General features: G+C 65.1%; 33 protein-coding genes. All 33 read right to left on the reverse strand.

Features of this window, described 5'->3' with window-relative positions; translation table 11 throughout:
* Positions 1–255: 255 nt before the first annotated feature.
* Positions 256–1,086: a type I methionyl aminopeptidase gene (map, locus tag QCD70_RS13400; protein ID WP_301217116.1), complete on the reverse strand. Its 831-nt coding sequence runs from the start codon at positions 1,084–1,086 to the stop codon at positions 256–258.
* Complete coding sequence (locus tag QCD70_RS13405; protein WP_301217118.1) at positions 1,083–1,679, reverse strand: adenylate kinase; 597 nt, start codon at positions 1,677–1,679, stop codon at positions 1,083–1,085. Before QCD70_RS13405 ends, map begins: the two co-directional genes overlap by 4 nt.
* The gene (secY, locus tag QCD70_RS13410; protein WP_055927092.1) at positions 1,676–2,998 is read right to left on the reverse strand and encodes a preprotein translocase subunit SecY; all 1,323 of its coding nucleotides are present in this window, start codon (positions 2,996–2,998) and stop codon (positions 1,676–1,678) included. Before secY ends, QCD70_RS13405 begins: the two co-directional genes overlap by 4 nt.
* Positions 2,999–3,127: 129 nt before the next feature.
* A complete protein-coding gene (rplO, locus tag QCD70_RS13415; RefSeq protein WP_301217121.1) occupies positions 3,128–3,817 on the reverse strand; it encodes a 50S ribosomal protein L15 in 690 nt (229 codons plus the stop codon).
* A complete protein-coding gene (gene rpmD / locus QCD70_RS13420; protein WP_044440029.1) occupies positions 3,817–4,002 on the reverse strand; it encodes a 50S ribosomal protein L30 in 186 nt (61 codons plus the stop codon). The genes rplO and rpmD overlap by 1 nt, the downstream gene beginning before the upstream one ends.
* Positions 4,002–4,673: a 30S ribosomal protein S5 gene (gene rpsE / locus QCD70_RS13425; protein WP_044440027.1), complete on the reverse strand. Its 672-nt coding sequence runs from the start codon at positions 4,671–4,673 to the stop codon at positions 4,002–4,004. The genes rpmD and rpsE overlap by 1 nt, the downstream gene beginning before the upstream one ends.
* Before the next feature lie 29 nt (positions 4,674–4,702).
* The gene (rplR, locus tag QCD70_RS13430) at positions 4,703–5,074 is read right to left on the reverse strand and encodes a 50S ribosomal protein L18 (RefSeq protein WP_055927088.1); all 372 of its coding nucleotides are present in this window, start codon (positions 5,072–5,074) and stop codon (positions 4,703–4,705) included.
* A 2-nt stretch (positions 5,075–5,076) separates the two neighbouring features.
* Entirely contained in the window at positions 5,077–5,613 is a 537-nt protein-coding gene (rplF, locus tag QCD70_RS13435; protein ID WP_044440025.1) for a 50S ribosomal protein L6, read from the reverse strand.
* Positions 5,614–5,619: 6 nt separating this feature from the next.
* Positions 5,620–6,018, reverse strand: a complete 399-nt coding sequence (rpsH, locus tag QCD70_RS13440) for a 30S ribosomal protein S8 (protein WP_044440024.1) — start codon at positions 6,016–6,018, stop codon at positions 5,620–5,622.
* A 183-nt stretch (positions 6,019–6,201) separates the two neighbouring features.
* Entirely contained in the window at positions 6,202–6,792 is a 591-nt protein-coding gene (gene rplE, locus QCD70_RS13445) for a 50S ribosomal protein L5 (RefSeq protein WP_044440023.1), read from the reverse strand.
* A complete protein-coding gene (gene rplX, locus QCD70_RS13450) occupies positions 6,792–7,151 on the reverse strand; it encodes a 50S ribosomal protein L24 (protein WP_044440022.1) in 360 nt (119 codons plus the stop codon). The genes rplE and rplX overlap by 1 nt, the downstream gene beginning before the upstream one ends.
* Before the next feature lie 3 nt (positions 7,152–7,154).
* Positions 7,155–7,523: a 50S ribosomal protein L14 gene (gene rplN / locus QCD70_RS13455; RefSeq protein WP_044440021.1), complete on the reverse strand. Its 369-nt coding sequence runs from the start codon at positions 7,521–7,523 to the stop codon at positions 7,155–7,157.
* A gap of 35 nt (positions 7,524–7,558) precedes the next feature.
* Positions 7,559–7,864, reverse strand: coding sequence for a 30S ribosomal protein S17 (rpsQ, locus tag QCD70_RS13460; RefSeq protein ID WP_044440020.1), 306 nt, complete (start codon positions 7,862–7,864; stop codon positions 7,559–7,561).
* On the reverse strand, positions 7,864–8,193 hold the full coding sequence (rpmC, locus tag QCD70_RS13465; protein WP_044440019.1) for a 50S ribosomal protein L29: 330 nt from the start codon (positions 8,191–8,193) through the stop codon (positions 7,864–7,866). The genes rpsQ and rpmC overlap by 1 nt, the downstream gene beginning before the upstream one ends.
* Positions 8,193–8,612, reverse strand: coding sequence for a 50S ribosomal protein L16 (rplP, locus tag QCD70_RS13470; RefSeq protein ID WP_055927082.1), 420 nt, complete (start codon positions 8,610–8,612; stop codon positions 8,193–8,195). Before rplP ends, rpmC begins: the two co-directional genes overlap by 1 nt.
* Positions 8,613–8,614: 2 nt before the next feature.
* On the reverse strand, positions 8,615–9,424 hold the full coding sequence (gene rpsC, locus QCD70_RS13475; RefSeq protein WP_055927079.1) for a 30S ribosomal protein S3: 810 nt from the start codon (positions 9,422–9,424) through the stop codon (positions 8,615–8,617).
* On the reverse strand, positions 9,424–9,819 hold the full coding sequence (gene rplV, locus QCD70_RS13480; protein ID WP_055927076.1) for a 50S ribosomal protein L22: 396 nt from the start codon (positions 9,817–9,819) through the stop codon (positions 9,424–9,426). Before rplV ends, rpsC begins: the two co-directional genes overlap by 1 nt.
* Positions 9,820–9,843: 24 nt before the next feature.
* Complete coding sequence (rpsS, locus tag QCD70_RS13485) at positions 9,844–10,125, reverse strand: 30S ribosomal protein S19 (protein ID WP_044440015.1); 282 nt, start codon at positions 10,123–10,125, stop codon at positions 9,844–9,846.
* Positions 10,126–10,137: 12 nt separating this feature from the next.
* Positions 10,138–10,977: a 50S ribosomal protein L2 gene (rplB, locus tag QCD70_RS13490; protein WP_044440013.1), complete on the reverse strand. Its 840-nt coding sequence runs from the start codon at positions 10,975–10,977 to the stop codon at positions 10,138–10,140.
* Between the two features lie 18 nt (positions 10,978–10,995).
* Entirely contained in the window at positions 10,996–11,301 is a 306-nt protein-coding gene (gene rplW / locus QCD70_RS13495) for a 50S ribosomal protein L23 (RefSeq protein ID WP_044440011.1), read from the reverse strand.
* Positions 11,302–11,303: 2 nt separating this feature from the next.
* The gene (gene rplD / locus QCD70_RS13500; protein WP_055927073.1) at positions 11,304–11,966 is read right to left on the reverse strand and encodes a 50S ribosomal protein L4; all 663 of its coding nucleotides are present in this window, start codon (positions 11,964–11,966) and stop codon (positions 11,304–11,306) included.
* A 3-nt stretch (positions 11,967–11,969) separates the two neighbouring features.
* Positions 11,970–12,641 carry a 50S ribosomal protein L3 gene (gene rplC / locus QCD70_RS13505; RefSeq protein ID WP_055927070.1) on the reverse strand — a complete coding sequence of 224 codons (672 nt, stop codon included), beginning with the start codon at positions 12,639–12,641 and terminating at the stop codon, positions 11,970–11,972.
* A gap of 17 nt (positions 12,642–12,658) precedes the next feature.
* A complete protein-coding gene (rpsJ, locus tag QCD70_RS13510; protein ID WP_018171443.1) occupies positions 12,659–12,967 on the reverse strand; it encodes a 30S ribosomal protein S10 in 309 nt (102 codons plus the stop codon).
* A gap of 407 nt (positions 12,968–13,374) precedes the next feature.
* Positions 13,375–14,346: a DNA topoisomerase IB gene (locus tag QCD70_RS13515; protein ID WP_301217138.1), complete on the reverse strand. Its 972-nt coding sequence runs from the start codon at positions 14,344–14,346 to the stop codon at positions 13,375–13,377.
* A 124-nt stretch (positions 14,347–14,470) separates the two neighbouring features.
* The gene (locus tag QCD70_RS13520) at positions 14,471–14,680 is read right to left on the reverse strand and encodes an Rv0909 family putative TA system antitoxin (RefSeq protein ID WP_301217140.1); all 210 of its coding nucleotides are present in this window, start codon (positions 14,678–14,680) and stop codon (positions 14,471–14,473) included.
* A gap of 54 nt (positions 14,681–14,734) precedes the next feature.
* Positions 14,735–15,505: a fructosamine kinase family protein gene (locus tag QCD70_RS13525; protein WP_301217142.1), complete on the reverse strand. Its 771-nt coding sequence runs from the start codon at positions 15,503–15,505 to the stop codon at positions 14,735–14,737.
* Between the two features lie 142 nt (positions 15,506–15,647).
* The gene (tuf, locus tag QCD70_RS13530; protein ID WP_055927050.1) at positions 15,648–16,841 is read right to left on the reverse strand and encodes an elongation factor Tu; all 1,194 of its coding nucleotides are present in this window, start codon (positions 16,839–16,841) and stop codon (positions 15,648–15,650) included.
* A 133-nt stretch (positions 16,842–16,974) separates the two neighbouring features.
* Positions 16,975–19,089, reverse strand: coding sequence for an elongation factor G (fusA, locus tag QCD70_RS13535; RefSeq protein WP_301217145.1), 2,115 nt, complete (start codon positions 19,087–19,089; stop codon positions 16,975–16,977).
* 98 nt (positions 19,090–19,187) lie between these two features.
* Positions 19,188–19,658, reverse strand: a complete 471-nt coding sequence (gene rpsG / locus QCD70_RS13540; RefSeq protein WP_055927045.1) for a 30S ribosomal protein S7 — start codon at positions 19,656–19,658, stop codon at positions 19,188–19,190.
* Positions 19,658–20,032 (reverse strand): 30S ribosomal protein S12, encoded by a 375-nt coding sequence (gene rpsL, locus QCD70_RS13545; RefSeq protein ID WP_055927044.1) that lies wholly within the window; start codon positions 20,030–20,032, stop codon positions 19,658–19,660. Before rpsL ends, rpsG begins: the two co-directional genes overlap by 1 nt.
* A 312-nt stretch (positions 20,033–20,344) precedes the next feature.
* On the reverse strand, positions 20,345–21,544 hold the full coding sequence (locus QCD70_RS13550) for a hypothetical protein (protein WP_301217149.1): 1,200 nt from the start codon (positions 21,542–21,544) through the stop codon (positions 20,345–20,347).
* A gap of 84 nt (positions 21,545–21,628) precedes the next feature.
* The gene (locus tag QCD70_RS13555; RefSeq protein WP_301217151.1) at positions 21,629–22,099 is read right to left on the reverse strand and encodes a hypothetical protein; all 471 of its coding nucleotides are present in this window, start codon (positions 22,097–22,099) and stop codon (positions 21,629–21,631) included.
* 5 nt (positions 22,100–22,104) lie between these two features.
* Positions 22,105–23,073, reverse strand: coding sequence for a hypothetical protein (locus QCD70_RS13560; RefSeq protein ID WP_301217153.1), 969 nt, complete (start codon positions 23,071–23,073; stop codon positions 22,105–22,107).
* Position 23,074: the final 1 nt, after the last annotated feature.

Here is a 23,074-nt window from a genome sequence, read left to right on the forward strand (position 1 = left end):
GGTCCACTCGCTGAGCCCGTCGAAGCACCCCAGCCCCTTCGACAAGCTCAGGGAACGAACAGGTCCACTCGCTGAGCCCGTCGAAGCACCCCAGCCCCTTCGACAAGCTCAGGGAACGAACACTCCCGCGCGCTGAGCCCGTCGAAGCGCCCCAGCCCCTTCGACAAGCTCAGGGAACGAACACTCCCGCGCGCTGAGCCCGTCGAAGCGCCCGAGCCCTTCGACCAGCTCAGGGAACGGATCCAGAGGACGCTGCTACCGGATGGGGGTCGGGGTTACGCCGAAGGGGGCGAGGCCTGCCGCACCGCCGTCGTGGGCCGTTGTGACCCAGATGCCGTCGGCGTGGACCGCGACGGAGTGCTCCCAGTGCGCTGCTACGCTGCCGTCGTCGGTGGCGACGGTCCAGTCGTCTTCGCGCACGAAGGTCTCGATCGAGCCCAGCGTGACCATCGGTTCGATGGCGACCACGAGGCCGGGCTTCACATCGGGCCCCTTGGCCCGAACCCTGTAGTTGAAGACGGGCGGAGCCTCGTGCATGCTGCGACCGATGCCGTGACCGATGTAGTCGGTGACGATGCCGAACGTTCCCTGGGCCTCGATGTACTCCTCGATCGCCTCTCCCACCTCGTTCAGGTGACGAGCCGTGCTGAGGCGGGCGATGCCGGCCCACAAGGAACCCTCGGTGACGTCGCTGAGTCGCTGTCGTTCGGCCACGAGTTCCGGACGGGACTCATCGGGGATGACGACGGTGAAGGCCGAGTCGCCGTTCCAGCCCTCGACCTCGGCGCCGTTGTCGATCGACACGATGTCACCCGGCTGCAGGATGCGGTCGCCCGGGATGCCGTGGACCACATCGTCGTTGATCGATGCGCAGATGGTATGCCGGTAGCCCGGAACCAGTTTGAAGTTCGACACTCCCCCGCCCTCGACGATCACCCTCTCGGCGATGGCGTCGAGTTCGAGGGTCGTGATGCCGGGCCGGATGGCGGCACGGACCGCATCGAGCGATGCGGCCGTGACGACCCCGGGACGCACCATGAGCCTCAACTCGTCGGGCGTCTTGTAGATGTTCTTGCGAAAGCTCATCGAGACGCGAGGGCGGTGACGATGCGCTCGGTGACCTCGTCGACCTCGCCCAGGGCGTCGACCGCCACGACGAGTCCGCGGCTCGCGTAGACATCGATCAGCGGCGCCGTCTGGTCTGCGTAGACCTCCTGGCGGTGACGGAGCACCTCTTCGGTGTCGTCGGCGCGGCCTTCGACCAGGGCGCGCTTGCGAAGCCGATCGACGACCTCGTCGACGTCGGCCACCAGCTGCACGACGGCATCGAGGCCCGCGCCGGCCTCAGCGAGGATGCGATCGAGTTCGTCGACCTGCTCGGTCGTGCGCGGGTAGCCGTCGAGCAGGAAGCCGCCGGCCACGTCGGGCTGGGTCAGTCGATCGCGAACGAGATCGTTCGTGAGGGAATCCGGCACATAGGAGCCGGACTCCACGATCGCCTGCACCTGCTTGCCCAGCTCGGTGCCCTCTTTGATGTTGGCCCGGAAGATGTCACCGGTCGAGATCGCGGGAATACCGTAGATCTCGGCCAGCTTCGCCGCCTGCGTGCCCTTGCCGGCCCCGGGAGGACCGATGATGAGCAGCCGCACGGTTCCCGTGACCGTGTCGACCGACGTCATCGCAGGAGGCCTTCGTAATGCCGCTGCTGCAGCTGCGAGTCGATCTGCTTGACGGTCTCGAGGCCCACGCCGACCACGATCAGGATGGAGGCTCCACCGAACGGGAAGTTCGAGGTGGCCCCGACCAGCGCGAGGGCTATCAATGGGATCAGGGCGATGAGACCGAGATAGATCGAGCCCGGCAGGGTGACGCGGGTCAGCACGTAGTCGAGGTATTCAGCCGTCGGGCGACCAGCACGGATGCCGGGGATGAACCCGCCGTACTTCTTCATGTTGTCGGCAACCTCTTCGGGGTTGAAGGTGATCGCGACGTAGAAGTAGGTGAATCCGACGATGAGCAGGAAGTAGAGAAGCATGTAGAGCGGGTGATCGCCCTTGGTGAGGTAGTTCGTGACCCAGGTGACCCACGCGGCCGGCGTCTGTCCGGCTGCGGGCTGGTTGAACTGGGCGATGAGCGCGGGGAGGTACAGAAGCGACGACGCGAAGATCACGGGCACGACGCCCGCCATGTTGACCTTGATCGGGATGTACGTGTTGTTGCCGCCGTAGGTTCGCCTGCCGACCATGCGTTTGGCGTATTGAACGGGGATACGTCTCTGCGACTGTTCGACGAAGACGACGGCCGCGACGATCACGAGTCCCACGGCTATGACCAGAAGGAATGTCTCGAAGCCCTTGGCCTGCGCGATGCTCCACAGCGAGGTGGGGAACTGCGCCGCGATCGACGTGAAGATCAGCAGCGACATGCCGTTGCCGATGCCGCGCTCGGTGATGAGCTCGCCCATCCACATGATGAGGCCGGTACCGGCGGTCATGGTGATGACCATGAGCATGATCGCGTACCAGGCGTCGTCGGTGATGAGCTGCGTGCACTCCGCCACCGTCGTGGTGCCGAAGAGGGCTCCCGAGCGGGCGACCGTGATGAGCGTCGTCGACTGGAGGACGGCGAGGGCGATGGTGAGGTACCGCGTGTACTGCGTGAGCTTGGACTGCCCGGCCTGGCCCTCCTTGTGGAGGGTCTCGAAGTGCGGGATGACCACGCGCAGCAGCTGGGTGATGATCGACGCCGTGATGTACGGCATGATTCCCAGCGCGAAGATGCTCAACTGCAGGAGAGCGCCACCGGAGAAGAGGTTGACGAGCTCGTAGAGGCCCGACGTGTTTTGGTTCGCAGCGAGGCACAACTGCACGTTTCCGAAGTCCACGAATGGCGCGGGGATGAAGGATCCCAGACGGAACAGTGCGACGATGCCGAGCGTGAACCCGATCTTCCGGCGGAGATCCGGGGTGCGGAAGATCCGCGCGACGGCTCTAAACAAAAAATGCCTCCTGCTAATTGGCGAAAGTGATGGCGCGAAAGCCCCCGGCAGACTCAGGGAGTCTATCGGGGGCTCTCGTCGAAACCGTAGCGGGCGGGTGAATGAACACCCGCCGCACCGGAAGGTGCGTTACTTTACGGAGCCACCGGCGGCAACGATCTTCTGTTCGGCTGAACCGGAGACCTTGTCGACTGCAACGTTCAGCTTAACCGTAATGTCGCCCTGCCCGAGAACTTTGACCTTCTCGTTGTTGCGGACGGCACCCTTGGCGACGAGGTCACTGATCGTGACCTCTCCACCGGCGGGGTACAGCTCGGCGAGCTTCTCCAGGTTCACGACCTGGTACTCGACGCGGAACGGGTTCTTGAAACCACGCAGCTTCGGGGTGCGCATGTGCAGAGGCATCTGCCCACCCTCGAATCCGACGCGAACCTGGTAGCGGGCCTTCGTGCCCTTGGTTCCACGACCGGCTGTCTTACCCTTGGATCCCTCACCACGACCGACACGCGTGCGCGCCTTCTTGGCACCGGGTGCGGGGCGAAGGTGGTGGACCTTCAGGACCTGCTCACGGGGAGCGGCCTCTTCGGTCTTGTCAGCCTTCGGCGCAGCCTTCGCGGCAGCCTTGGGAGCTGCAGCAGCAGCCTCGGCCTTGTCGGCCTTGGGCGCAGCGGCCTTCTTGGGTGCAGCAGCCTTCTCCGCCTTGGGGGCGGCCTCGGCCTTGGCGGCCTTCGGAGCCTTCGCTGCGGTCTCTGCCTTGGGAGCAGCGGCCTTCTTCGGAGCAGCCTTGGCGGCCGTCTCCTTCTTAGCTTCTTCAGCCATTAGTCAATCTCCTCAACCTTCACCAGGTGAGCGACGGTGTTGACGTAGCCACGGTTCTGCGAGTTGTCCTCGCGGATGGTGACGTCGCCGATACGCTTGAGTCCCAGGCTGCGAAGGGTATCGCGCTGGTACTGCTTCTCACTGACTTTGGACTTGATCTGGGTTACCTTGAGGCGCGCGGCCATCATGCACCTGCCTTCGCAGTCGCCGCGGCCTCGCGAAGCGCTGCCTCGGTGCGGAGCAGACGGGCCGGAGCCACGTCTTCGTAGGAAAGACCACGACGTGCGGCGACGGCGCGGGGCTCCTCGAGCATCTTCAGAGCCTCGACGGTCGCGTGCACGATGTTGATCGTGTTCGACGAACCGAGCGACTTCGAGAGGACGTCGTGGATGCCGGCGCACTCGAGCACGGCGCGGACGGGGCCACCCGCGATAACACCGGTACCGGCGGCCGCGGGACGCAGGAGAACGACGCCTGCGGCGGCCTCTCCCTGAACCGGGTGCGGAATGGTGTTGCCGACGCGGGGGACGCGGAAGAAGTTCTTCTTGGCCTCTTCGACGCCCTTCGAGATGGCGGTGGGAACCTCGCGGGCCTTGCCGTAGCCGACGCCGACGAGTCCGTTGCCGTCTCCGACGACGACCAGGGCGGTGAAGCTGAAGCGACGACCACCCTTGACGACCTTGGACACGCGGTTGATCGTGACGACGCGCTCGAGGAACTGGCTCTTCTCGGCGTCACGGCTTCCGCGGTCTCCGCGGTTGGGGTTGCGCTCACGGCCTCCGCGACGAGCCTCGCGGGGCTCGGTCTGGTTTGCCTCCGTCGATGCGGCGGTCTCTACCGGGGCTTCAACAGCCACAGCGTTCTCCTTAGTAGTGTTTTCGGTGCTCACAGGTTCAGCCCACCTTCACGAGCGCCCTCGGCGATAGCCGCGACGCGTCCTGCGTAGCGGTTTCCGCCGCGGTCGAAGACGACTGCTTCGATGCCGGCTGACTTCGCGCGCTCGGCGACGAGTTCGCCGACCTTGCGCGCCTTGGCGGTCTTGTCGCCGTCGAACGATCGCATGTCGACCTCGAGGGTCGATGCCGACGCGAGGGTGTGACCCAGTGCGTCATCGACGACCTGCACGAAGACGTGGCGAGCCGATCGAGTCACGACGAGACGGGGGCGGAGGGCAGTGCCCTCGACCTTCTTGCGGAGACGGTCGTGCCGGCGCGAACGCGCAGCAGACTTGCTCTTTCCTCTAGTTCCGAGACCCATGGTTACTTACCACTCTTTCCGGCCTTGCGGCGAACGACCTCGCCGGCGTAACGCACACCCTTGCCCTTGTAGGGCTCAGGCTTGCGCAACTTACGAATGTTTGCGGCAACCTCACCGACGGCCTGCTTGTCGATTCCGGTGACCGTGAGCTTGTTGACGCCTTCGACCGAGAAGCTGATGCCCGCGGGCGGCTCGACGGTGATCGGGTGCGAGTAGCCGAGCGCGAACTCGACGCCGGCGCCCTTGGCTGCAACGCGGTAACCGGTTCCGACGACCTCGAGGCTCTTGGAGTAGCCCTCGGTGACACCGATGATCTGGTTGGCGATCAGGGTACGGGTAAGACCGTGCAGCGAACGCGACTCGCGCTCGTCGTCGGGACGGGTGACCAGAACCTGGCCATCCTCGATCTTGACCTCGATGGGACTTGCAACGGTGAGCGCGAGCTCGCCCTTCGGTCCCTTGACGGCGACGGCCTGGCCGTCGATCTTTACTTCGACCCCAGCAGGGATCTCAATGGGAAGTCGTCCAATACGTGACATCAGTGATCACCAAACGTAGGCGAGGACTTCCCCACCCACGCCCTTCTTGGAAGCCTGGCGGTCTGTGAGCAGACCGGAGGAAGTCGAGAGGATTGCAACGCCGAGGCCACCGAGAACCGTGGGGATCTCCGTCGACTTCGCGTAGACCCGGAGGCCCGGCTTCGACACGCGCTTGATGCCCGCAATGGAGCGCTCGCGATTCGGGCCGAACTTGAGGGAGAGCGTCAGGGTCTTGCCGACCTCTGCGTCCTTGACGTCCCACGCCGAGATGTAACCTTCGGCCTTGAGGATGTCTGCGATGTGAGACTTGAGCTTCGAGTGCGGCATGGACACGGTGTCGTGGTATGCCGAGTTCGCGTTGCGCAGTCTGGTCAGCATGTCTGCGACCGGATCTGTCATTGTCATTGTGTGTTGCCTTTCGCCTGGTTTCGACACCCTTTACGAGGGTGCCGACCTTTGGTGGTGAACCCCGCAAAACCTGCGAGGCCTTTCATTGCATGCGTTACGCCCGGGCCGTGAAACACGGCCCAGGCGAAACGGCAAACAACAAAGCTTATCCCACGCGGTCGAAAACCGCGTGGGACGAGACTATGCGGGAGTGTTCTCCGCGTTGCGGAACGGGAAGCCGAGCGCCTTGAGCAACGCGCGACCCTCGTCGTCGGTCTTGGCGGTCGTGACGACGGTGATGTCGAAGCCACGCACGCGGTCGATCTTGTCCTGGTCGATCTCGTGGAACATCGACTGCTCGGTCAGACCGAACGTGTAGTTGCCACGGCCGTCGAACTGCTTGTCGCTGAGACCGCGGAAGTCACGGATGCGGGGAAGCGCGAGCGACAGCAGGCGGTCGAGGAACTCCCAGGCGCGGTCGCCACGAAGCGTGACGTGTGCGCCGATGGGCTGGCCCTCACGGAGCTTGAACTGGGCGATCGACTTGCGAGCGAGGGTGACCTGCGGCTTCTGGCCCGTGATCGCGGTGAGGTCCTTGACGGCCCCATCGATGATCTTGCCGTCGCGGGCGGCCTCGCCGACACCGGTGTTGACCACGATCTTCACGAGTCCGGGCACCTGGTGCACGTTCGTGAAGCCGAACTCCTCCTGGAGCTGCTTCGAGATCTCGGAGCGGTACTTCTGCTTGAGACGGGGCTGGATTTTGCCAGACACCACTGCAGTATCGGTCATTACAGGTCCTTACCTGACTTCTTCGCGTAACGGATGCGAACGGTCTTGGTGACGCCGTCCTTCGTTACTTCTTCGGTGCGGAAACCGACGCGGGTCGGCTTCTTGGTCTCGGGATCGACGATCGCGACGTTCGACACGTGGATCGGGGCCTCGTGGGTCTCGATGCCGCCGGTCTTCGTGCCGCGCTGGGTCTGTCCGACGCGAACGTGCTTCGTGATGAAGTTCACGCCCTCGACGACGACGCGGTTCTTCTCGACGAGTACCTCGAGGACACGACCCTGCTTGCCGCGGTCTCCGCCGCGGGCCTGGGTCGCGCCCGTGATGACCTGAACGAGGTCACCCTTCTTGATGTTTGCCATGACTTAGATAACCTCCGGCGCCAGCGAGATGATCTTCATGAACTTCTTGTCGCGAAGCTCGCGGCCGACCGGGCCGAAGATACGGGTACCACGGGGGTCACCGTCGGTCTTCAAGATCACTGCGGCGTTCTCGTCGAACTTGATGTACGAACCGTCGGGACGACGGGTCTGCTTCTTCACGCGAACGATGACGGCCTTGACCACATCGCCCTTCTTGACGTTTCCGCCGGGGATCGCGTCTTTGACGGTGGCGACGATGACGTCACCGAGACCGGCGTACCGGCGGCCTGAGCCACCGAGAACGCGGATCGTGAGGAGCTCCTTGGCACCGGTGTTGTCGGCGACCTTGACTCTGGATTCCTGCTGCAGCATTTTCTACTCTTCCTTAGGCGAAGTAAGCGCGAGGCCTACTTGGCCTTCTCGAGGATCTCGACCAGGCGCCAGCGCTTGGTGGCGCTGAGGGGACGGGTCTCGCTGATGAGGACGAGGTCGCCGATGCCGGCGGAGTTCGCCTCGTCGTGGACCTTGACCTTGGACGTGCGGCGGATGACCTTGCCGTACAGGGGGTGCTTCACGCGGTCTTCGACCTCGACGACGATGGTCTTCTCCATCTTGTCGCTCGTGACGTATCCACGACGGGACTTGCGGTAGCCGCGGGGGGCTGCCGTGGTCTCGTCGGCCGGCGTTGCAGCCGCATCTTTAGTCGTTGCCATTACTTGGCCTCCTCAGCCTCAGCGGCCGGGGCGTCTGCCGAAGCGGTCGCATCCTTCTTGGCCTTGCTTTTCTTTTCTGCCTTGGGAGCCACGGCAACCGGAGCGGGCGTGGCACGGATGCCCAGCTCACGCTCACGGATGATCGTGTAGATGCGCGAGATGTCGCGCTTCACGGCGCGCAGGCGTCCGTGGCTCTCGAGCTGGCCGGTAGCCGACTGGAAGCGAAGGTTGAACAGTTCTTCCTTCGCCTTCCGCAGCTCTTCGACCAGGCGGGCGTCTTCGAATGTGTCGAGCTCGACAGGGGCGAGCTCCTTGGAACCGATCGCCATTATGCGTCGCCCTCCTCGCGCTTGATGATGCGTGCCTTGAGCGGCAGCTTGTGGATGGCCCGGGTGAGGGCTTCGCGTGCGATCGTGTCGCTGACGCCGCTGAGCTCGAAAAGCACGCGACCCGGCTTGACGTTCGCAACCCACCACTCGGGTGAACCCTTACCGGAACCCATGCGGGTTTCGGCGGGCTTCTTGGTGAGCGGGCGGTCGGGGTAGATGTTGATCCACACCTTTCCGCCTCGCTTGATGTGACGGGTCATCGCGATACGAGCGGACTCGATCTGGCGGTTCGTCACATAGGCAGGGGTGAGGGCCTGGATGCCGTACTCACCGAAGCTCACCGTCGTTCCGCCGGTGGCGTGGCCACTGCGTCCGGGGTGGTGCTGCTTGCGGTGCTTGACTCTGCGTGGAATCAACATGGTTATGCCTCAACTCCTGCTGCAACGGGAGCCTCTGCCTTGGGGGCGGAGGCGCCAGCGCCTGAATTCGTGCCGGCAGCACCACGACGGGGACGGTCGCCATCACGGCGGTCGTCACGACGGTCGGGACGCGTCGACTTCTGGTTGGCCTGCTCGCGAGCAAGCTCCTTGTTGGTGATGTCGCCCTTGTAGATCCAGACCTTCACGCCGATGCGGCCGAAGGTGGTCTTGGCCTCGTAGAAGCCGTAGTCGATGTTCGCGCGAAGGGTGTGCAGCGGCACGCGACCCTCGCGGTAGAACTCCGAACGGCTCATCTCGGCGCCGCCGAGACGGCCGGAGACCTGGATACGAACACCCTTGACCGATGCGGTGCGCTGGGCGCCCTGCATTCCCTTGCGCATGGCACGACGGAAGGCGACGCGAGCGGTGAGCTGCTCCGCGATTCCCTGTGCAACGAGCTGGGCCTCGGCCTCGGGGTTCTTGACCTCGAGGATGTTGAGCTGGATCTGCTTGCCCGTGAGCTTCTCGAGGTCGGTGCGGATGCGCTCGGCCTCGGCTCCACGACGACCGATCACGATGCCCGGACGGGCGGTGTGGATGTCGACGCGGACGCGGTCACGGGTGCGCTCGATCTCGATGCGGGCGACGCCGGCACGATCGAGCGAGGTGCTGAGCAGCTTGCGGATCTTGACGTCTTCTGCAACGAAGTCCGCGTAGCGCTGCCCAGGCTTCGTCGAGTCGGAGAACCAACGCGACACGTGGTCGGTGGTGATACCGAGACGGAAGCCGTACGGGTTTACTTTCTGTCCCATTACTTCTTACCTGCCTTCTTCGTGGCCGTTGCCACTGCTGCCTCGTCGGGCGTGTTCAGCACGATTGTGATGTGGCTCGTGCGCTTCAGGATCTGGAACGCGCGGCCCTGTGCACGGGGCTGGAAACGCTTGAGGGTGGTTCCCTCATCGACGAACGCGGCCGAGACGAACAGGTCCTGCTCGTCGAGGTAGCTGTTCGACGCGTCGGCCTTGACCCGGGCGTTCGCCATAGCGGACGCGACGAGCTTGTAGACCGGGTCGGACGCACCCTGCGGCGCGAACTTCAGGATCGCCAGTGCTTCGACTGCCTGCTTGCCGCGGATCATGTTGACGACGCGACGAGCCTTCATGGGGGTGACGCGGATGTGTCGCACGCGTGCGATTGACTCCACCATTTCTCTCCTCCTTTCGCCACCGCGTTAGCGGCGACGGCCCTTCTTGTCGTCCTTCACGTGTCCACGGAAGGTGCGGGTGGGAGCAAACTCTCCGAGCTTGTGCCCAACCATGGTTTCGGTGACGAACACCGGGATGTGCTTACGACCGTCGTGGACGGCGATCGTGTGGCCCAGGAACGCCGGGATGATCATCGATCGGCGCGACCAGGTCTTGATGACGTTCTTGGAACCGGCTTCGTTCTGGGTGACAACCTTGCGATACAGGTGGTCGTCAACGAAGGGGCCCTTCTTGAGACTGCGTGGCATCTTCTACAACTCCTACTTACGCTTCTTGCCGACGGTACGGCGACGAACGATGAGCTTGTCGCTTTCCTTGTTGATGTGCCGGGTGCGGCCTTCCTTCTGGCCCCAGGGGCTCACAGGATGACGTCCACCGGAGGTCTTTCCCTCACCACCACCGTGCGGGTGGTCGACCGGGTTCATGGCGACACCACGCACGGTCGGGCGAACGCCCTTCCAGCGCATGCGGCCGGCCTTTCCCCAGTTGATGTTCGACTGCTCGGCGTTGCCGACCTCGCCGATGGTTGCGCGGCAGCGGGCGTCGACGTTGCGGATCTCACCGCTGGGAAGACGAAGCTGTGCGTAGGGGCCGTCCTTGGCGACGAGTCGGACCGAGGCTCCGGCGGAGCGGGCCATCTTGGCGCCACCGCCCGGCTTCAGCTCGATCGCGTGGATGACGGTACCCGTGGGGATGTTCTTCAGCGGCAGGTTGTTGCCCGGCTTGATGTCGGCCGAAGCGCCCGACTCGACGATGTCGCCCTGCGCCAGCTTGTTCGGAGCCAGGATGTAGCGCTTGGTTCCGTCGAGGTAGTGCAGCAGAGCGATGCGCGCCGTGCGGTTGGGGTCGTACTCGATGTGAGCGACCTTGGCGTTGACGCCGTCTTTGTCGTTGCGACGGAAGTCGATCACGCGGTACTGGCGCTTGTGGCCACCACCGATGTGACGCGTCGTGATGCGACCTGCGTTGTTACGTCCACCGGTCTTCGAGAGGGGACGCAGGAGCGACTTCTCGGGGGTGGAGCGGGTGATCTCCGCGAAGTCGGCGACGGACGAACCGCGACGACCCGGGGTGGTGGGCTTGTACTTGCGAATAGCCATTTCTATATCCCTCTGGCCCTAGCCGACAGCGGTGAAGATGTCGATGGTGCCGGACTTGAGCGTGACGATGGCGCGCTTCGTGTCTTTGCGCTTGCCGATGCCGAACTTGGTGCGACGGGTCTTGCCGACACGGTTGAGCGTGTTGATCGACGCGACCTCGACCTTGAAGATCTTCTCGATGGCGAGCTTGATCTCGGTCTTGTTCGAGCGGGGGTCGACGATGAACGTGTACTTGCCCTCGTCGATCAGGCCGTAGCTCTTCTCGGAGACGACCGGCGACAGGATGATGTCGCGCGGATCCTTGTTGAATGCAGCGTTGCTCATGTCTAGACCTCTTCCTGAGCAGTGTTCTTCGACTTGGCCGCGACGAATGCATCGAACGAAGCCTTGGTGAAGATGATGTCGTCGGAGACGAGCACGTCGTATGCGTTCAGCTGGTCGGCCGGCAGCACGTGCACGGTCGGGATGTTGCGAACGCTCTTGAGGCTCAGCACGTCGTCGCGCTCGAGCACGATGAGTACGTGCTTCGAGGTCGCGACCTGGCTGAGCAGCTCGAGAACACCCTTGGTCGACGGGGTGTCGCCCTGGGCGAGCGACTCGACGACGTGGACGCGTCCACCGCGTGCGCGGTCGGACAGCGAACCGAGCAGAGCTGCGGCGATCATCTTCTTGGGGGTGCGCTGGTCGTAGCTGCGCGGGGTCGGTCCGTGGACGATGCCACCACCGGTCATCTGGGGAGCGCGGATCGAGCCCTGACGAGCGCGTCCGGTTCCCTTCTGCTTGAACGGCTTGCGACCGGCACCGGAGACCTCGCCACGACGCTTGGTCTTGTGGGTTCCCTGGCGGGCGGCGGCGAGCTGGGCGACGACGACCTGGTGGATCAGCGGGACATTGGTCTGGACGTCGAACAGCTCGGCGGGAAGGTCGACGGTGCCGGCCTTCTTGCCCGTGACGTCGACGACGTCAACCGTGGTAGTTGCGGTAGCCATGAACTAGGCCCCCTTCACTGCGGTACGAACGAAAACGAGACGGCCACGAGCTCCGGGAACGGCACCCTTGATGAGGATGACGTTCTTCTCGGCGTCGATGGAGTGCACGGCGAGGTTGAGCACGGTGACGCGCTCTCCACCCATGCGACCGGCCATGCGCATGCCCTTGAAGACGCGCGACGGGGTCGACGAGGCTCCGATGGAACCGGGCTTGCGGTGGTTGCGGTGTGCACCGTGCGAGGCGTTGTCGCCTCGGAAGTTGTGACGCTTCATGACACCGGCGAAACCCTTGCCCTTGGAGGTGCCGACGACGTCGACCTTCTTGCCGGCTTCGAACACGGCGTCGACGGTGAGCTCCTGGCCCACCGTGTAGTCGGCCGCGTCGGCGGTGCGGATCTCGGTGATGTGACGACGGGGCGTGACACCGGCGGCGTCGAAGTGACCCGTGGCAGGCTTGTTCACCTTGCGGGGGTCGATCTGGCCGGCGGCGATCTGCACGGCGACGTAGCCGTCGCGCTCGACGGTGCGCACCTGGGTGACCACGTTCGGCGTGATCTCGACGACCGTGACGGGGATGAGACGGTTGTTCTCGTCCCAGACCTGGGTCATGCCGAGCTTCTTGCCGAGGAGACCCTTGCTGGTCTTGGTGGCTGCTGCTTGTGTAGGCGTAGACATAGTGTTCAGTCCCCCGCTTAGAGCTTGATCTCGATGTTGACGTCTGCCGGCAGGTCGAGACGCATCAGCGAATCGACGGCCTTGGGCGTGGGATCGATGATGTCGATCAGACGCTTGTGCGTGCGCATTTCGAAGTGCTCGCGGCTGTCCTTGTACTTGTGGGGCGAACGGATCACTGCGATCACGTTCTTCTCGGTCGGCAGCGGTACCGGACCGACGACGGTCGCACCCGCGCGGGTAACCGTGTCGACGATCTTGCGCGCCGAGGAGTCGATGACCTCGTGGTCGTACGACTTAAGTCGAATGCGGATCTTCTGTCCCGCCATGTGTGACTCACTCTCTTGTCTTGCGTCTTACCGCCTGGAGGCAGCATTGGACGCGCTTGCTTGCTCGAGCCTTGCGGCACGTGCTCGATACGCCCGCAGTCGGTCGCACCACTGTTCTTCTGTCAATGTCCTTGCGGACCCAACCCGTCACACGCAGCGCACAGGACGAACCCGTGACGCCGAGAAATAGGATTGAAGTGTGTTCTGCTGCCCGCGGCCCAGCTCTCAACCTCGGATCGTGAGACCCAGTGGGCTAGCTGTGCACTGCCTGGCAGTGATTCCGCGCACGCATGGTGGCACGAAAATGTTGAACTAGACGAGTTTGCCACACCCGAGGGGCATCGTGCAACCCGGGCGTGTCGCGTTGGGCGTGTCGCGTCGGGGCGCGGTTACGCCGGCGCCTCGGATCACTCGAACAGCAGTGCCCTGAGCTCCGATTCGGCCGAGCCCAGCCGCGCCGGATCGATCGTCGTTCCCGCCTGGTAGTGGTCGACGACCCGGGGGTCGACGTAGCTCTTCTTCGCGATCGAGGGGGTGTTGCCGAGCACCTCGGCGGCGTCGCGCATCGCCTGCGCGAGCGCCCGGGAACGGGCGGTGACACGCTGCTCCGGTCCGTGCTTGGCCAGGCTGACGGCGGCCGCGACCGTTCCGTGCAGGGTTCGGAAGTCCTTCGCCGTGAACTGCCCGCCCGTCTTCTCCCGCACGTAGTCGTTGATCTCGTCGGCGGCGATCGGATGCCAGTTGCCGGCACCCGCACGCCAGGCCAGCAGGCGGGCCCGTGGCCCCCGGTGCTTGAGCGCGCCGACCACCGTCGCCAGGTCCGCGTCCCGGATGTCGCTCTCCCACGCCTGCCCGCTCTTCGCCGGGAAGGCGAGGTGCACGGTGTCGCCGCTGACGCGGGCGTGCGCTCCCAGCAGGGTGGAGAGGCCGTGGCTGCCGTTCGATTCCGCGTAGCGCTCGCTGCCGACGCGCAGCGATCCCGTGTCGAGCATCCGGAATGCCGCAGCGAGCGCGCGTTCCCGGCTGGGTTCGCCGCTGCGGAGATCGATCGTGACCGCACGTCGGGCCGTGGGCAGCGACTCGGCCAGCGCGAGTGCACGGTCGAACTTGATGCGGTCCTTCTGCTCCCGCCACGTCGGGTGGTAGATGTACTGCCGGCGGCCGGCCGCGTCGATGCCCGTGGCCTGGATATGACCGTTGGCGTAGGGCGCGATCCAGACGTCGGTCCAGGCGGGAGGAATGGCGAGGCTCTCGATCCGATGCCGCAGTTCGGTGTCGGCCACCACCGTGCCGTCCGCGTTGCGGTACGAGAATCCGCGTCCGGCCCTGACCCGGTGCAGACCCGCACCTGCCGAATTGCTTCGCCTCAGCCTGACCATTTCTCTATTCTGAAGGCGGCCCGCGTGAGCCGCCTCATCGGGGCGCAGGGCTTGACAGCGGCGCGGTTCCGTTCGACGGGCTCAGGGAACGACTCCGTTCCCTGAGCCCGTCGAGGGGACGACGCTACTCCGTGCCGACCGCTTTGTCGGCCGCGGCCCGGGCACCCTCGACCTGTTCGTCGAACTTGTCGCCGGTCACCTTGTTGACCGCGCCGGCGACGCCGTCGAGGAGCTTGTCGCTGATGTCCTCGGCCCGTTCGCTCTTGAGCGCCTCCTGGACCTTGTTGTCGCCCAGGAACTCCTGCGCCTTCTTCGTGATGTCTTCGAGTCCCATGATTCTCCTTTGATCGGACCTCGTGAGCTGAGGCTTGCGCCCATTGTGCTCTTCTCACCGCATCGAGTCGAGAGCCGACCGTGCCGCGTCGCCGAGGGCGCGCCCGTACGAGGCGCCGTGCCCTGCGGCGTGCACGGCGAGCGGATGGAGCTGATGAAGAGGAACGCGCTCGCGCCACCCGGTGCGGAGCGGGAACACCGAGTCGTACGCACCGATGATCTCGTCGAGATGGGGCGCGCCGAAGAGCTGCAGCATGGCGAGGTCGGTCTCGCGATGACCGCCGTGGGCGGCAGGGTCGATGAGCACGACCCCGTCGGCCGTCCAGAAGACGTTGCCGTTCCAGAGGTCGCCGTGGATGCGCCGCGCGGGTTCGTCGTCGTCCGCGGCTCCCGATTCCAGTCGTTCGCAGACGGCCCGCACGACGTCGGCGTCACCGGCCCCGATCGACCCGACCGAGACGGCGATCTCGAGGAAAGGCCTGACCCGCTGCTCTGCGTAGAACCGGCCCCACGACATGTCCGGTTCGCAGGTCATCGGTCTCGAACCGATGAAATTCGGGCCGGTCCACCCCTGCGGCGGTGATCCGAGCTCTTCCGCCCCGGCCCGATGCGTGACGGCCAGCGCCCGCCCGAACTCGGCCGCGGCATCCGGTGTCGGCCGTGCCGGAACGAGCTGTTCGAGCTCGATCGACCGCGGCCCGAGCGATTCCACCCGCACGATGCGCGCTCCCCCGTCGGGCTGCGCCTGAGCGAGCCACGCCAGGCCTGCCGCCTCCGCCTCGAAGAAACCGAGGGGTGCGTGCGGGTTCGACTTCACGAAGGGCATGGTTCATTGTGTTCCTTTCGACGGGCTCAGGGAACGGGTGGTGGGCTCAGGGAACGAGCCGCGTTAAACGGCAGCAGGGCCCCACCCGAAGGTGAGGCCCTACTGAGGCCCAATTAATTAGGCACTTCTGGTGAAGAATCGACTACTTGGTGATCTTCGTGACGGTACCGGCACCGACGGTGCGGCCACCCTCACGGATCGCGAAGCCGAGGCCCTCTTCCATGGCGATGGGCTGGATCAGCTCGACGCTGATGTCAGTCGTGTCGCCGGGCATGACCATCTCGGTGCCCTCGGGGAGGGTGATGACGCCGGTCACGTCGGTGGTGCGGAAGTAGAACTGCGGGCGGTAGTTCGTGTAGAAGGGGTTGTGGCGGCCACCCTCATCCTTGGACAGGATGTAGGCGGTTCCGTCGAAACCGGTGTGCGGCGTGACCGAACCCGGCTTGACGATGACCTGGCCGCGCTCGACGTCCTCGCGCTTGGTGCCGCGAAGCAGCAGACCACAGTTCTCGCCGGCCCATGCCTCGTCGAGCTGCTTGTGGAACATCTCGATACCCGTGACCGTGGTCTTGACGGTCGGGCGGATGCCGACGATCTCGACCTCGGAGTTGATGGCGAGGGTTCCGCGCTCGGCGCGACCCGTGACGACGGTTCCACGACCGGTGATCGTGAAGACGTCCTCGACGGGCATCAGGAAGGGCTTGTCCTTGTCGCGGACGGGCTCCGGGATGGAGTCGTCGACGGCCTGCATGAGTTCGAGGATCGAGTCGACCCACTTCTCGTCGCCCTCGAGGGCCTTGAGGCCGGAGACGCGCACGACGGGAGCGTTGTCGCCATCGAAGTCCTGGCTGGAGAGCAGCTCGCGAACCTCGAGCTCGACGAGCTCCAGGATCTCCTCGTCGTCGACCATGTCGGACTTGTTGAGCGCGACCAGCAGGTAGGGAACGCCGACCTGCTTGGCGAGCAGAACGTGCTCGCGGGTCTGGGCCATCGGGCCGTCGGTTGCGGCGACCACGAGGATTGCGCCGTCCATCTGGGCAGCACCGGTGATCATGTTCTTGATGTAGTCAGCGTGACCCGGGGCGTCGACGTGAGCGTAGTGACGCTTCTCGGTCTCGTACTCGACGTGCGAGATGTTGATCGTGATACCGCGCTGGCGCTCTTCGGGAGCGGAGTCGATCGACGCGAAGTCGCGCTGAACGTTGGTCTTGGACGGGAACTTGTCGGCAAGGACCTTGGAGATCGCTGCAGTCAGCGTGGTCTTTCCGTGGTCGACGTGACCGATCGTTCCGATGTTTACGTGCGGCTTGGTCCGCTCGAACTTGGCCTTGGCCACTGGGTCCTCCTCAGGACTCTCTTGCTCCGCATCCGGACAGAAAACTACCGGGTGAAGAGCGGGGGTGTTTGTGTATTGATGTTACGCGCTCCGGTGCTCGCAACAATATTGAGCACCGGAACACGATACAGGACTATTCGCCCTTGTTTTTGTTGATGATCTCTTCGGCGACAGCCTTGGGGACCTCGGCGTAGCTGTCGAAGGTCATCGAGTACACCGCGCGGCCCGAGGTCTTCGACCTCAGGTCACCGATGTATCCGAACATCTCCGAAAGCGGCACATGGGCACGGATGACCTTGATACCGGTCGCGTCCTCCATGGACTGGATCTGGCCACGGCGCGAGTTGAGGTCGCCGATGACGTCACCCATGTATTCCTCAGGGGTGCGCACCTCGACTGCCATCAACGGCTCAAGGATGACCGGGTCCGCCTTGCGGGCGGCTTCCTTGAACGCCATGGAACCAGCGATCTTGAACGCCATCTCCGAGGAGTCGACGTCGTGGAACTGGCCATCGAGCAGGGCTGCCTTGACACCCACCATGGGGTAGCCGGCGAGAACGCCGACCTGCAGGGCATCCTGGATTCCGGCGTCGACCGAGGGGATGTACTCGCGCGGAACGCGACCACCGGTGACCTTGTTCTCGAACTCGTAGCTCTTCTCCGCGGTCACCTCCATGGGCTCGATCGAGATCTGCACCTTGGCGAACTGACCCGAACCACCGGTCTGCTTCTTGTGGGTGTAGTCGTGCTTCGGCACCAGGCGACGGATCGTCTCGCGGTACGCGACCTGGGGCTTGCCCACGTTGGCCTCGACGTTGAACTCGCGCTTCATGCGGTCGACGAGGATGTCGAGGTGAAGCTCGCCCATTCCCTTGATGACCGTCTGGCCCGTGTCCTGGTTCTGCTCGGTGCGGAAGGTCGGGTCCTCTTCAGCGAGCTTCTGGATGGCGACACCCAGCTTCTCCTGGTCGGCCTTCGTCTTCGGCTCGATCGCGACCTCGATGACCGGGTCGGGGAACGTCATCGACTCGAGGACGACCTGGTGCTGCGAATCGCTCAGCGTGTCTCCCGTGGTCGTGTCCTTCAGACCGATGACCGCGTAGATGTGACCGGCGGTGACGGAGTCGACCGGGTTCTCCTTGTTCGCGTGCATCTGGAAGATCTTGCCGATGCGCTCCTTCTTGCCCTTGGTCGAGTTCATGATCTGTCCGCCCGACTCGAGCTGGCCCGAGTAGACGCGGATGTACGTGAGACGACCGAAGAACGGGTGCACCGCGACCTTGAACGCCAGCGCCGTGAAGGGCTCGTTGGCGTCGGGGTGACGCATCACGACGACCTCTTCGTCACGCGCGTCGTGGGCCTCGGTGGCCGGAACGTCGAGCGGGGTGGGGAGGTAGTCGATGACGGCGTCGAGCATGGGCTGAACGCCGCGGTTCTTGAACGCGGAACCGCAGAGAACCGGGTAGATCTGGCTCGACACGGTGAGCTTGCGGATGGCGCCCTTGATCTCGGCGACGGTGAGCTCTTCGCCGGAGAAGAACTTCTCGAGCAGCACATCGTCGGTCTCGGCGACGGTCTCGAGAAGCAGCTGGCGGTACTCGTCAGCCTTGTCCTTGAGGTCGGCCGGGATCTCTTCGATCTCGTACTTGGCGCCCATCTGGACGTCGCCCTTGGAGTCTCCGCGCCAGGTGAGCGCGCGCATCTCGACCAGGTCGACGACACCCTCGAAGCTCGACTCGGCGCCGATGGGCAGCTGGATGACCAGCGGCTTGGCTCCGAGGCGGTTGATGATGGTGTCGACCGTGTAGTAGAAGTCGGCTCCGAGCTTGTCCATCTTGTTGACGAAGCAGATGCGCGGAACGTCGTACTTGTCGGCCTGGCGCCAGACGGTCTCCGACTGGGGCTCGACGCCCTCTTTACCGTCGAAGACGGCGACGGCACCGTCGAGCACGCGGAGCGAACGCTCCACCTCGACCGTGAAGTCGACGTGACCCGGGGTGTCGATGATGTTGATCTGGTTCTTGTTCCAGAAACAGGTCGTCGCAGCAGACGTGATGGTGATTCCACGCTCCTGCTCCTGCGCCATCCAGTCCATGGTGGCTGCACCATCGTGGACTTCACCGATCTTGTGCGTGATACCCGTGTAGAACAGGATGCGCTCGGTGGTGGTGGTCTTGCCGGCATCGATGTGAGCCATGATGCCGATATTGCGGACCTTGTTCAGGTCGGTGAGCACGTCCTGTGCCACAGATTGCCTCCGGTTGTTTACTAAGGGGTTTGTCGAACGTCAGGCAGGAATCGAGTCGCGCGGCCCGCGGATGCGGACCGCACGACTCGACACGCTTTCTACCAGCGGTAGTGAGCGAATGCCTTGTTCGACTCGGCCATCTTGTGCGTGTCTTCGCGGCGCTTGACCGCGGCGCCGAGGCCGTTCGATGCGTCGAGGATCTCGTTGGTGAGACGCTCGGTCATGGTCTTCTCGCGACGGCTCTTCGCGTAGCTCGTGAGCCAGCGGAGGGCCAGGGTGTTGGCGCGGTGGGGCTTGACCTCGACGGGGACCTGGTAGGTCGATCCGCCGACGCGGCGCGAACGCACCTCGAGGGTCGGACGCACGTTGTCGAGTGCCTTCTTCAGGGTCACGACGGCGTCGGCGCCGTTCTTGGCGGCGACTCCTTCGAGTGCGTCGTAGACGATGCGCTCGGCAAGGCCCTTCTTGCCGTCAAGAAGGATCTTGTTGACGAGCTGGCTGACGATGGGGGCTCCGTAGACCGGGTCCGCGATGACGGGACGCTTCGGTGCTGGTCCTTTGCGAGGCATTACTTCTTGTCCTTCTTCGCGCCGTAGAGGCTACGGGCTTGCTTGCGGCCCTTGACGGCCTGGGTGTCCAGGGCGCCGCGGACGATCTTGTAACGGACACCGGGCAGGTCTTTGACACGACCGCCGCGCACGAGCACCATCGAGTGCTCCTGCAGGTTGTGGCCCTCGCCGGGAATGTAGGCGGTGACCTCGGTGCCGTTCGACAGCTTGACGCGGGCGACCTTGCGGAGAGCCGAGTTGGGCTTCTTGGGCGTGGTCGTGTAGACGCGGGTGCAGACGCCGCGCTGCTGCGGGTTGGCCTTCAGGGCCGGCGTCTTGGTCTTGGTGACCTTCGGAGTCCGGCCCTTGCGGACCAGCTGCTGAATGGTTGGCACTACTTCTCCTATTTTCTGCTGCACGGTGACAGCTTGCTTTCGCGTAGCAATCGGCGGCACCCGGCTTGCGGGATTCTCTCCGATGTTCCTGTGGACCCACCGTCCGTACACGCGGACGCATGCGGATTCTTGATGGTGGGTATGCCGTGGGAGCTGGCCCCAGAGAGGACCGGCCCTTGCCTTGCCTCAGACTGGTCTGGCGCAAGAGTCTCGCCTCGAACGGATCCGGGGCGAAAAGTGGGCATGCAAGAATGCACACGCCCGGGCAATATTAGCCCCAACCACGGCCTTCGGTCAAGCGAGCGCCACCGCTCAGAACGGCAGCACCGATGACGTGAACTGGACGGCTCCGTCGACCACCGAGACGGTGCCGATCGGCCGGTAATTGGAGATGGTCGTGCCCGACGGCCCGGAGCGTCCCGCGCCGTCGACGGAGTCCGCCACGACGTCGAGCGTGCCACCCGTCTCCGTGGTGACCGACCAGCCGTTCTGGGCCCATCCGCCGAACGAATACGTGGGACGCACCGTCAGAGTCCAGCGGATGTTGGAGTACGTCACGCCGTCCTGCGCGCGTGCCTCGAACCCGCAGTTGTCGGGCTTCAGGCTCTGCTGGGCCACGCATCCGTCGACATAGGCGTCGACGGCGGCCTGCGCGGCGGCGACTCCAGCCTCGGTGAGCGTCGTCGTGACCGCCGCCGTCGCGACGCTTCCCGCCGCGCTGTCGGACAGTCCGACGACGCTGGCCGTGGCGGGCACGGCGTCGAACAGCTCGTCGTCGTCGACCACCGACACCTCGTAGTCGCCGGGGAAGGCACGCAGGGTGGTGCCGTCGGCCTCGTCGACGGCATCGCCGTCGATCTCGACAGACAGACCCGCCGGCCCCTGCACCTGCACGTCGACGACTCCGAGCGACAGGGGCTCGAGCTGCCAGGTGTCGAAGACGATGAACGACTTTCCGCTCTTCGAGAGCGTGAATTCCTGCGTGTAGCTCGTTCCGCCCTGTGTGATCTTGGCGGTGACCGTCGACGTGTCTCCGGTCGTCTTCGGCTTTCCGACGGAGAAGTCGGTGATGTGGTTCGCCGACGACGTGTACGCCTCGTCGGTGAGGAGCCCCGACGGCTTCTCGCCCATCACGGCGAGGGCGGCCTCCGCCCTGCCGTCGACGAGGTCTTGCAGGAACTCGTCGACCTGACTGTCCGGCGCCAACGACGAGGAGATCGACGCGCCGGCGACCGCGAGACCGGCACCGCCGAGGACGACGACGGCGGCCGCGATGGAGATGCCGACGATGAGCCCCGTGCGCGACCTCCGCCTCGGCTGCTGGGGCGGATGCGCGGACGACGGCTGAACGAACTGCGATGGCGGAACGAACTGCGGCTGGTACTGCGGCGCTCCCGGGTAGGCGGGCGCGGAACCCGCAGGTCCGACGGTCGGAGGAAGCGGCGGCACCGGCGGCACCGGCGGCACTGCCGAGGCGCCCTCGGGCACAGGGGGAAGGCTGGCATCTGACATCGAGGGCTCCTCCGTTCGAATCCCGGATGTCCATCCAAGCAGAGATCGTCCCCCGCGGGCGTTGCCGTCTGCGCGCCGCAGGCCTCAGTCCTTCTCCCACGGCCAGGATGCGCCGCCGCCACCGGCAGCCAGCAGGCCCAGTCCCATGGCCGAGACGAAGGCGGCTGCCACCACGACGAGCGTGTAGGGCGTGGGCGCCTGCGCCGCGATGGCCAGGAGAAGCGAGACGGGCCTGCCCGTGGCCACGAACTGCAGGATGCCGAGGACGGCCAGCTGCACGGCGACCGCTCCGAGGGCGAGGACGATCGACGCCCCCAGCAGCGTGCCCGCTCCCCTGGTCGTCATGGTCGACCACCGCGGCGCCGCGAGCGCGACGAAGACGGCGAGTGCGCTCACCCCGATCGAGACGGGCACGACGATCGGCCCCACACTGCGATCGCCCACCACATCGGTCTCGGTCAGCAGACTGACGAATCCCCAGCCGGCCACGACGAGGGCCACGAACAGCGCCGTCGCGAAGACCGATCGGCCGTATCGCAGACCCGGGCCCGGCATGGCGGCTACCAGGCCGGCGATCCCTGCGGCGCGGAGGCCGGTGCCTCGGCGGCCGCCCTGTCGTACTCGGCCCTCGCGGCCTGGTTGCGCTCCTTGACCTTGCGACCGCGCGAGGCGACCCAGGCACCGGTCCACACGGAGACCTCGCGGGCGACGATGGCGGCCGCCAGCGGCAGCGGGTCCATCAGGAGCGACCGCAGGAACTCGCCGAGCTCGCCCGAGCTCATGGTCCAGCCCTGCACGGCGAGGTACGCGCCCACGATCGATCCCGCATAGACGATCGCCGCCACGACGAAACCGCCGATGATGTAGGCCCACCAGCCCGCACGGTTGAGAATCAGCACGAGGAGGATGAACGCGATCGCGAAGAACACGACCGGAACGATGAACGCGAAGTTGACCAGGAACCGGGTGAGGGTCGCGGCGGCGTTGTCGACCGACGGATTGAAGACGAAGGACAGGGCGGCCACAGCGGCGTAGACCACGGCGAATGCGACCGTGCCGAGCAGGGCGATGACCGTGCCGAAGAGGCGGTTGCCTCGTCTGGCGGGCTGTGCGGGCTGGGCCGTGTAGCCGGGCGGCGGAGTCGCCGAGTAGATCTCGCCGCCCGGAAGGCCGGGCGGAACCGACGGGGCCGGAGGGCTGCCTGCGCCCTCGTGCTGCTGCGCGAGCGGCGCGCCCGTCATGTGCGGGTTCATGGGAGGAACGGTCGTGCGGACCACATACGGATTCGAGCCGTCGGGCTCCCGGTTCTCGGCGGGGCTGGTCCAGCCGGTCGACTCGCGGGGGCCGGTCTCCGTGTTCGCGGTGTGCACGACGACGGGCTCGAGCGTTCCCGGCTCGACGGTCGACGGTTCGGCGACGACGAACGGCGTGTCGGGGTCGGCCTGCGGCTCGGGTCGGGATTCGCGCGGCTCGGATTCGTGGCCGTTCGAACGCTGCGGGTCGCGATCGGGATCGTTGTTCGTGCTCATA

It is taken from the genome of Agreia sp. PsM10, from assembly GCF_030433855.1.
Lineage (GTDB): Bacteria > Actinomycetota > Actinomycetes > Actinomycetales > Microbacteriaceae > Agreia.

Bases quoted from the DNA above. Each gene is read 5' to 3' on its own strand.
- map (WP_301217116.1), bottom strand. From the start codon at position 1,086: ATGAGCTTTCGCAAGAACATCTACAAGACGCCCGACGAGTTGAGGCTC.
- QCD70_RS13405 (WP_301217118.1), bottom strand. From the start codon at position 1,679: ATGACGTCGGTCGACACGGTCACGGGAACCGTGCGGCTGCTCATCATC.
- rplO (WP_301217121.1), bottom strand. From the start codon at position 3,817: ATGGCTGAAGAAGCTAAGAAGGAGACGGCCGCCAAGGCTGCTCCGAAG.
- rpmD (WP_044440029.1), bottom strand. From the start codon at position 4,002: ATGGCCGCGCGCCTCAAGGTAACCCAGATCAAGTCCAAAGTCAGTGAG.
- rplR (WP_055927088.1), bottom strand. From the start codon at position 5,074: ATGGGTCTCGGAACTAGAGGAAAGAGCAAGTCTGCTGCGCGTTCGCGC.
- rplF (WP_044440025.1), bottom strand. From the start codon at position 5,613: ATGTCACGTATTGGACGACTTCCCATTGAGATCCCTGCTGGGGTCGAA.
- rpsH (WP_044440024.1), bottom strand. From the start codon at position 6,018: ATGACAATGACAGATCCGGTCGCAGACATGCTGACCAGACTGCGCAAC.
- rplE (WP_044440023.1), bottom strand. From the start codon at position 6,792: ATGACCGATACTGCAGTGGTGTCTGGCAAAATCCAGCCCCGTCTCAAG.
- rplX (WP_044440022.1), bottom strand. From the start codon at position 7,151: ATGGCAAACATCAAGAAGGGTGACCTCGTTCAGGTCATCACGGGCGCG.
- rplN (WP_044440021.1), bottom strand. From the start codon at position 7,523: ATGCTGCAGCAGGAATCCAGAGTCAAGGTCGCCGACAACACCGGTGCC.
- rpsQ (WP_044440020.1), bottom strand. From the start codon at position 7,864: ATGGCAACGACTAAAGATGCGGCTGCAACGCCGGCCGACGAGACCACG.
- rpmC (WP_044440019.1), bottom strand. From the start codon at position 8,193: ATGGCGATCGGTTCCAAGGAGCTCGCCCCTGTCGAGCTCGACACATTC.
- rplP (WP_055927082.1), bottom strand. From the start codon at position 8,612: ATGTTGATTCCACGCAGAGTCAAGCACCGCAAGCAGCACCACCCCGGA.
- rpsC (WP_055927079.1), bottom strand. From the start codon at position 9,424: ATGGGACAGAAAGTAAACCCGTACGGCTTCCGTCTCGGTATCACCACC.
- rplV (WP_055927076.1), bottom strand. From the start codon at position 9,819: ATGGTGGAGTCAATCGCACGCGTGCGACACATCCGCGTCACCCCCATG.
- rpsS (WP_044440015.1), bottom strand. From the start codon at position 10,125: ATGCCACGCAGTCTCAAGAAGGGCCCCTTCGTTGACGACCACCTGTAT.
- rplB (WP_044440013.1), bottom strand. From the start codon at position 10,977: ATGGCTATTCGCAAGTACAAGCCCACCACCCCGGGTCGTCGCGGTTCG.
- rplW (WP_044440011.1), bottom strand. From the start codon at position 11,301: ATGAGCAACGCTGCATTCAACAAGGATCCGCGCGACATCATCCTGTCG.
- rplD (WP_055927073.1), bottom strand. From the start codon at position 11,966: ATGGCTACCGCAACTACCACGGTTGACGTCGTCGACGTCACGGGCAAG.
- rplC (WP_055927070.1), bottom strand. From the start codon at position 12,641: ATGTCTACGCCTACACAAGCAGCAGCCACCAAGACCAGCAAGGGTCTC.
- rpsJ (WP_018171443.1), bottom strand. From the start codon at position 12,967: ATGGCGGGACAGAAGATCCGCATTCGACTTAAGTCGTACGACCACGAG.
- QCD70_RS13515 (WP_301217138.1), bottom strand. From the start codon at position 14,346: ATGGTCAGGCTGAGGCGAAGCAATTCGGCAGGTGCGGGTCTGCACCGG.
- QCD70_RS13520 (WP_301217140.1), bottom strand. From the start codon at position 14,680: ATGGGACTCGAAGACATCACGAAGAAGGCGCAGGAGTTCCTGGGCGAC.
- QCD70_RS13525 (WP_301217142.1), bottom strand. From the start codon at position 15,505: ATGCCCTTCGTGAAGTCGAACCCGCACGCACCCCTCGGTTTCTTCGAG.
- rpsG (WP_055927045.1), bottom strand. From the start codon at position 19,658: ATGCCTCGCAAAGGACCAGCACCGAAGCGTCCCGTCATCGCGGACCCG.
- QCD70_RS13550 (WP_301217149.1), bottom strand. From the start codon at position 21,544: ATGTCAGATGCCAGCCTTCCCCCTGTGCCCGAGGGCGCCTCGGCAGTG.
- QCD70_RS13555 (WP_301217151.1), bottom strand. From the start codon at position 22,099: ATGCCGGGCCCGGGTCTGCGATACGGCCGATCGGTCTTCGCGACGGCG.
- QCD70_RS13560 (WP_301217153.1), bottom strand. From the start codon at position 23,073: ATGAGCACGAACAACGATCCCGATCGCGACCCGCAGCGTTCGAACGGC.